Here is a 6,924-nt window from a genome sequence, read left to right on the forward strand (position 1 = left end):
TCGCCGTACTGACGCTGCTCTTCCTGTCCCAGCAATGGTTCTCTTATCAGGTCCTTTATCAGAGCAAGATACGGATTGGGCCGGTGCGGGTTGCCCATGCGCTGTCGGTCTGCTGGCTGATCATGAGCATCTTGTGGATGTGGCCACGACTGCAGCGGACCTGGCTGATGCGCCAATGTGCGATCATCGGATCCAACTCCTTGCAGACCTTCGTCGTCAGCGTTGCGCTCAGCTATGCCGCCGGCTTCATCTGGATCGAGTTCGCGCCCAATCACGATGCTTATATCGCGCTCTGCCTCGGCAGCGCCGCGCTGCTGGCGGGTTTCGCCAATGCCTATGCGGCCCGCAAGGCGCGCGGCACGGTCCGCCCGATCGCGCAAACCGCAGATTGACGGCCCTATAGCCAGCCTGCGCTTGCCTTTCCGGCCCCTGACGCGCATGGGGAGCCGCCGATTAACGAGTGGAACGGGATATGGCGACGAATTGGACGCCCGCGAGCTGGCGTCAACATAAGGCAGTGCAGATGCCGGAGTATCCGGATCAGCAGCTTCTCGCAGCGACCGAGAAGGAACTCTCCAGCTATCCGCCGCTGGTGTTCGCCGGCGAGGCGCGCGGTCTGCGTGGCGCCCTGGCGCAGGTCGCGGCAGGCAAGGCCTTCCTCCTGCAGGGCGGCGACTGCGCCGAGAGCTTTGCCGAGTTCCATCCGAACAACATCCGCGACACCTTCCGGGTCCTTCTGCAGATGGCGGTGGTCCTGACCTATGCCTCGAAACTGCCGATCGTTAAGGTCGGCCGGATGGCCGGCCAGTTCGCCAAGCCTCGCTCGGCGGCGACCGAAGAAATCGACGGCGTCTCGCTGCCCAGCTATCGCGGCGACATCGTCAACGACATCGGCTTCGAGGAGGCCTCGCGCCAGCCCGATCCGCAGCGCATGATCCGCGCCTACAGCCAGTCGGCGGCGACGCTCAACCTCCTGCGCGCCTTCGCGCAGGGCGGCTATGCCAATCTGCATCAGGTCCACGCCTGGACGCTCGACTTCATGGGCCGCAGCCCCTGGGCCGCGCAATATGGCGAGGTCGCGAAGCGGATCGGCGACGCGCTCGACTTCATGGCGGCCTGCGGGATCAATCCCGAGACGGTGCCGCAGCTGAAGGGCACGGATTTCTATACCAGCCACGAGGCGCTGCTGCTCCCCTATGAGCAGGCGATGACGCGTGAGGACAGCCTCAACGCCGGCGAATATTACGACACTTCGGCCCATTTCCTGTGGATCGGAGACCGCACCCGCTTCGAAGGCTCGGCGCATGTCGAGTTTCTGCGCGGGATCAACAACCCGATCGGCCTGAAATGCGGACCGAGCCTGGAGCCCGACGCGCTGCTGCGGATGCTCGACACGCTCGATCCGAACCGCCAGCCGGGCCGTATCACGCTGATCACCCGCTATGGTCACGACAAGATCGAAAAGCATCTGCCTGCCCTCGTCCGCGCCGTAAAGCGCGAGGGGCGTCAGGTGGTCTGGTCGTGCGATCCGATGCACGGCAATGTCGTCAAGGCGCCGAACGGTTACAAGACCCGGCCGTTCGACCGCATTCTCGACGAGGTGCGCGGCTTCTTCGCCGTCCACCGTGCTGAGGGCACGCATGGCGGCGGCATCCATGCCGAGATGACCGGCCAGAACGTGACCGAGTGCACCGGCGGCGCGATGGCGCTGACCAACGAGAATCTCGCCGATCGCTACCACACCCACTGCGACCCGCGGCTCAACGCGGGCCAGAGCATCGAACTGGCCTTCCTGCTCGCGGAAATGCTCAATCAGGAAATGAAGGAACGCGAGCGGGCTGCCGCCTGACGCTAACGCCATGGAGGAGCCGGACGTCCGATGGCGGGCGCCGGCTCCGGGCCGCTCGCCCGGGAATCAGTGCCTCGGCTGCTCCAGAGTGCGCTCCACGCACTGGAGAATCCTATCCAGCATCGTCACAAGATCATCGTCCGACCGGCGCACCGCCTGCGCAATCCGATCGAGCAAAGCCGGCACGGCCTGCTCGCCATGAAGGGCAATGAGGCCCATGGCCTCGTCGGTTACATCAGCCTCTGATCGCATGACCGCAAGCTAACAGCATCGCCTTGTCAGAGGCTATTTCGTAATTCTGCCTGCGATTGTCCGACGATCGTCCGCCAGGCATCAGCTTTCGCTTGACTCCCCCCCGCCCCCTTCATAATGACGCCGCTCCGCAGCACGGCCCCTTCGTCTAGCGGTCTAGGACGTCGCCCTCTCACGGCGAAAACACGGGTTCGAGTCCCGTAGGGGTCACCAGCGATATGCTCGGCTTCCGGTGGCGAAGCGCACTGCGGAACATGACCATCACATCAAGTCACACAGCCGACGATACCGGCATATTCGTGCTTTCTGTCAGCGTGCCTGCGCAGTCAGAAACGAGTGGTTCTTTCAATTCTGTTCTGGCGGAACGAGCTTTCTGGCCCACGGAATCTTACAAAAATCATTTACCGAAAAATACTTAAGAAAAAATACAGCAGAATATCGCATTGAGCGACTGCGGCATTCCCCATACTCTTTATCACCGACATTCGTCGTGTTGCGGAGAGCCTTGCCATGCCTGATTCCGACCCGTCTCCCGAGAAAGCGAAGTCTGGCTGGACTGCTCCGCGGCTGAAGGTCATCGATGTCTGTGAGACAGCCGGAAGTGGCGGCGCCGGTTTTGATTTCGCATCCGAGACGAGTTGATCGCGCGCGTCGAGTTGGTAGCGAGCTTGATCCGAAGAACCGCTCACCAACTGCTTTGCGATCATCTCCGCGAAGGGTGAACTGGCCTAGCGGTGCGCGCCGCGCCTCTCGATGCCCGCTACTCCCCCATCCCCGCAGCAAAGGCGATGCGCAGTGCCTCCGACAGGCTGCGTACGCCCAGCTTGGTCATCAGATTGGCCCGATGCACCTCGACCGTGCGGGGGGAGATGTCGAGGTCATAAGCGATGGTCTTGTTCGGCAGGCCCTTGGCCAGCCCCTCCAGCACCTCGCGCTCGCGACCGGTGAGCTTGCCCAGCATGACATGGGCTTCCTCGTTCCGCTCCACATCCGCAGCGTTCTTTTCCAGCCTCGCGTGCGCGGCCTCGATCGCGGACATCAGCACCGCCTTCTCGAACGGCTTCTCGATGAAGTCGACCGCTCCTGCCTTCATCGCACGGACTGCGATACTGATATCGCCGTGACCGGTCAGGATGATGACGGGCATCGTGATCCCGCGCTCGTTCAGCGCCTGCTGCACTTCCAGCCCGTCCATCTCCGGCATGCGAACGTCGAGCAGGATGCACCCCTGCTCTGCCGTCTTGGCTTCCTTCAGGAAGGCAACGCCGCTCTCCCAGGTCTCCACCGCATAGCCCGAAGTCGACAGCATGAACTTCGCCGATCGCCGGATCGAATCCTCATCGTCGACGATATGCACGAGCCGCTTTTCAGCCATCATGGTCCTCCGTTTCTATCTTGACGATGGTGAACTGGAAAATGGAACCGCCAGCCTCGCCAGGTTCATACCAGATCCGTCCGCCATTGGCCTCGACGATGGTTCGGCAGATCGACAGGCCCAGCCCCATGCCATCGGTCTTGGTGCTGTTGAAAGCGCGGAACAGATCCGCTGCGATCTCGGGCGCGACGCCGGGGCCGGTGTCCCGGACAATGACACGGACAAAGCCCCCCTCTTCGGGATGAGTCGACAGATGGAGTTCGCGCGCCATGCCGCCCGGCAGGGTGGACATGGCCTCGACCGCGTTGCGCATGAGGTTGATCAGCACCTGCTGGATCTGGACGCGATCGACCAGCACGGGGCTCGCCTGCCGGTCGATGTCGAACTCGACATGCACGCCCTTCTCGCGCGCGCCGATCAGCGCCAGCTTCGCCGCCTCGTCGATCAGCGTCGGCAGATCCTCGACGGTCTTCTCGACCTCGCCCTTGGCGACGAATTCGCGCAGGCGGCGAACGATCTGCCCAGCGCGCATCGCTTCGCTCGCCGTCTCCGACAGGGCCTCTCGGATGATCGGAAAATCGTCCTTATGCGGCTGTTCCAGCATGTCGCGAATTGTCTCGACATAGTTCATGACTGCGGTGATCGGCTGGTTCAGTTCATGCGCGAGCGTCGAAGCCATCGTTCCCATCGCGCTGACCCGCGCGACATGGATCAGGTTGGAACGGAGGTCCTCGATCCGCTCCTCGGCCTGCATCTGCTCGGTCAGATCGCTGATGAAGCCTGTGAACACCGGCTCTCCCTCGACGGCCGCCTCGCCCACCGCAAGCTGCATCGGGAAGGTCGAACCGTCGCGCTTGAGGCCGGTCACGGTGCGGCCGATACCGATGATCCGCCGTTCGCCGGTGGCAAGATAGCGCTCGATATAGGCATCGTGCCGCTCACGGTCGGGCGAAGGCATCAACCTGCTGATGTTCGAACCGAACACTTCCTTTTCCGAATAACCGAAAAGGCGTTCCGCTGCGGCGCTGAACGAGATGATCCGTCCGCGCGAGTCGATCACGATCATCGCGTCGGGCACGGTCGACAGGATCGATCGCATCTGGGCCGCACTTGACTGAAGCCCATTCTGATCGGAACCTGGGCTGCTGCAGTCTGGGCCATAGGCTTCTATCGGAGGCATGGCTTCGCGCTCGTCCCCGAAACGGTGACAGCGCAGCTCCTGAAGACATATTGGGATGTGCCGGAGCGGCAGATCGCGACATCCGTGGTGCTGGCAGCGCCTGCACTGACGGTTGACAGCGCTCAGCAGCTTATCGCTGCGGCTTGCCATGATCCGGAGCTTCCGAATGATCTGCGATAACGGAAAAGTGGGACGTCACGTCCAGGAAACCCGTCGCCACGACGGCCTGCGTGGTCGCTTACGGGCACTGCGAGATGTTTACGACAGCGCCGGCGGACGCTTGCCGTGCCGTCTTCAGGCATGATTCCCTACGACAATGAGGGTCGCGCCACCTCCGACGGCCGCTCCACCTCCGTCGGCACCCTCGCCATCGACCGCTTCCTCCGCCCCGTCTGCTATCAGTCAGTCCCCGATGCGCTCTACCAGAGGCTCGGGTGATGAACTTTTAGTCAGGCGCTGTCAGACGAACGAGGCCGTTGCCCGGGGTGTGGCTGCAACGCTGCACGACGCGCTGGGCATCTGGAACCCCGACGCCATCGAGAAGCAACACGCCGCCTGGCTGCGCCCGACGAATCGTCGCCGTGCGAATTCGTTCAAGCACGTTACAACCGACAGCGTTCTTGCGCAGATTTTCCGTCCGGCTGCTGCCAAGCTCGCTAAAAACTGGCGCGCCTGGCAAGACAAAGCTAACGAGTATGTGTCGCCGTTCGTACTTCTATAGTGCCGCCCCTGGCCGCCATGTCCAGCCACTCTGCGTCGCTTGCGCCGCTCCGAGACAAGATGGGCCTTGCTGCACGGGGCGGGTGCCGTCGCTTTCAGCCGACCGTGCGACTCGTTGTGTGCTGCGATCTTTGATCGCCGGTTGCAGCAAAAGCCAAGGAATCCAATCAATCTATCGATTGGCCGCCAGATCGCGTTCGATCGCCGGAAGGGCCGCTTTGATCCGCTTGTCGAAGCCCGAGATGAAGCGAAGCGAATATCTGCGGCCCTTCGTTATTTCCGGATCGGCCATCACGTCGGGAATGTGCTTTTGCAAGACGGCCATGGCTCGTCGATCGTCCATCAGCTCGCCCAATTTCGACTTTACGGAAAAGGTGGGGGCGGCAGCGGTCTGCGCTGTTGCCGGCGCCGTGACGGCCTCGTTGGCGGTAGCGAGAAGAATGCTCATCGAAAGGACGTGTCGCAACATGTGTGCCTCGTAACGTAAAGTTTGAGAAAAAATGCGTGGGCTGCGGCGTCATAGATGGGGGGCGTCTCGACCGCAGCCCACGCCCAGGCTACCGGAACGACCCGAAGCGCGCCTGGAACCATTCGCGAACGTCGTCCTCCGCTTTTTCGCGTTCCACGCCGTATCGCTCCTGAATGTGGCCGATAAGCTGTTCAGTCTGGCCGTCGATGATGGCGAGGTCGTGGTCTGTCAGCCGACCCCATTGCTCCTTGATCCAGCCCTCGGCTTGCCGCCATGCGCCCTTCAACTGATCGTCGTTCATGATCTTCTCCTTGAGACAATGCTCACCGGCGACGGTCCGTCTGCTCGGTCGCCGGTGTGGGAGGACTGAAGAGGTCGGCAAGGCGCTTGGCGAAGGAGCGAAGGCCTGATCGGGCCTGGCCGAGTTGCGTGTAGGACAGGCCCACCTCGGTAATCTTGCCGCCTCGCCGCGACCAGGAGAGCGCGGCGATGCGCGCTCCGGTTCCGCCGTCCAGGACTTCCGCTTCGGCGGCTACGCCGCCGTTGCTGACAGGTCCAACGAGAAGCGATGTCACGGCATTGATCGCGACATTGGCCTTACGCGCATCAACGATGGCCGTACGCACTCTGAACACGCCCGGACCACTCTGCCCGACAATCGGCAGCGCCCCGCCAAGCCGCTCGATCAGCGCTTCGCGGAAAACGTCTGACAGCTTCGTCTTGTCTTCTTCGCTCAAGTCCTCGACCCGAACTTCGGTCGGTTCGATCATCACGGCATGAAAACGGCGCGCATCGAAATCTGCAGGCGGTCGCTGCTCAAGTAACGAGTCGGAAGAGCCGACAGGCTCCAGACCGCTATAGTCACTCAAAAAACCGGTTCGCGGCGCGGGACCCGCTGCGCAAGCTGTGACGACGAGCGATAAGGCGCAAATGGCAATCTTTGGTGACATGGACCTGCATTCCCCAAGTGGCGTGGCGTTTGAGGTGAAGATCGCCTGTATCCGAGCGCTAGACAAGGATTTTCTGCCGCAAGCGGCACCTGCGGTCGCGCAGACTGCTGGATCTGGACGGATCAGACC

Annotated in this window: 9 protein-coding genes, 1 tRNA gene and 1 pseudogene; 6 read left to right on the forward strand and 5 right to left on the reverse strand. The window is 62.3% G+C overall.

The annotated features are described in order from the left end of the window. From opgC to KAY22_RS22270, 4 genes are all read left to right on the forward strand, one after another. Positions 1–392 (forward strand): OpgC domain-containing protein (gene opgC, locus KAY22_RS22255; RefSeq protein ID WP_296625369.1); only part of this gene is annotated, 392 nt, incomplete at its 5' end. 80 nt (positions 393–472) lie between these two features. Next, positions 473–1,849, forward strand: coding sequence for a class II 3-deoxy-7-phosphoheptulonate synthase (locus tag KAY22_RS22260; RefSeq protein WP_296625370.1), 1,377 nt, complete (start codon positions 473–475; stop codon positions 1,847–1,849). Positions 1,850–1,879: 30 nt separating this feature from the next. After that, positions 1,880–2,095 carry a hypothetical protein gene (locus tag KAY22_RS22265; protein ID WP_296625371.1) on the forward strand — a complete coding sequence of 72 codons (216 nt, stop codon included), beginning with the start codon at positions 1,880–1,882 and terminating at the stop codon, positions 2,093–2,095. Positions 2,096–2,238: 143 nt separating this feature from the next. Next, positions 2,239–2,314 (forward strand) — tRNA-Glu (locus KAY22_RS22270). A gap of 547 nt (positions 2,315–2,861) precedes the next feature. Here KAY22_RS22270 and KAY22_RS22275 read toward each other — a convergent pair. Together KAY22_RS22275 and KAY22_RS22280 are read right to left on the reverse strand one after the other, a co-directional pair. Further along, positions 2,862–3,476 carry a response regulator transcription factor gene (locus tag KAY22_RS22275; protein WP_296625376.1) on the reverse strand — a complete coding sequence of 205 codons (615 nt, stop codon included), beginning with the start codon at positions 3,474–3,476 and terminating at the stop codon, positions 2,862–2,864. Beyond that, positions 3,469–4,596: pseudogene (locus KAY22_RS22280) on the reverse strand (PAS domain S-box protein); the annotation flags it as partial. The gene KAY22_RS22275 and the pseudogene KAY22_RS22280, both read right to left, overlap by 8 nt. A gap of 345 nt (positions 4,597–4,941) precedes the next feature. Between KAY22_RS22280 and KAY22_RS22285 the strand changes: the two are divergent. Further along, positions 4,942–5,094 (forward strand): hypothetical protein, encoded by a 153-nt coding sequence (locus KAY22_RS22285; protein ID WP_296625377.1) that lies wholly within the window; start codon positions 4,942–4,944, stop codon positions 5,092–5,094. A gap of 49 nt (positions 5,095–5,143) precedes the next feature. Next, complete coding sequence (locus KAY22_RS22290; protein ID WP_296625372.1) at positions 5,144–5,377, forward strand: hypothetical protein; 234 nt, start codon at positions 5,144–5,146, stop codon at positions 5,375–5,377. A 171-nt stretch (positions 5,378–5,548) separates the two neighbouring features. Here the strand turns inward: KAY22_RS22290 and KAY22_RS22295 are convergent, their stop codons facing one another. The 3 genes from KAY22_RS22295 to KAY22_RS22305 all read right to left on the reverse strand — a co-directional run. Beyond that, entirely contained in the window at positions 5,549–5,731 is a 183-nt protein-coding gene (locus KAY22_RS22295; protein ID WP_296625373.1) for a hypothetical protein, read from the reverse strand. A gap of 202 nt (positions 5,732–5,933) precedes the next feature. Further along, a complete protein-coding gene (locus KAY22_RS22300) occupies positions 5,934–6,146 on the reverse strand; it encodes a CsbD family protein (RefSeq protein ID WP_270092783.1) in 213 nt (70 codons plus the stop codon). Positions 6,147–6,168: 22 nt separating this feature from the next. Further along, positions 6,169–6,924 (reverse strand): DUF3313 domain-containing protein (locus tag KAY22_RS22305; RefSeq protein WP_296625375.1); only part of this gene is annotated, 756 nt, incomplete at its 5' end.

Source organism: Rhizorhabdus sp. (assembly GCF_018006725.1).
GTDB lineage: Bacteria > Pseudomonadota > Alphaproteobacteria > Sphingomonadales > Sphingomonadaceae > Rhizorhabdus.

Bases quoted from the DNA above. Each gene is read 5' to 3' on its own strand.
- KAY22_RS22260 (WP_296625370.1), top strand. From the start codon at position 473: ATGGCGACGAATTGGACGCCCGCGAGCTGGCGTCAACATAAGGCAGTG.
- KAY22_RS22265 (WP_296625371.1), top strand. From the start codon at position 1,880: ATGGCGGGCGCCGGCTCCGGGCCGCTCGCCCGGGAATCAGTGCCTCGG.
- KAY22_RS22275 (WP_296625376.1), bottom strand. From the start codon at position 3,476: ATGGCTGAAAAGCGGCTCGTGCATATCGTCGACGATGAGGATTCGATC.
- KAY22_RS22300 (WP_270092783.1), bottom strand. From the start codon at position 6,146: ATGAACGACGATCAGTTGAAGGGCGCATGGCGGCAAGCCGAGGGCTGG.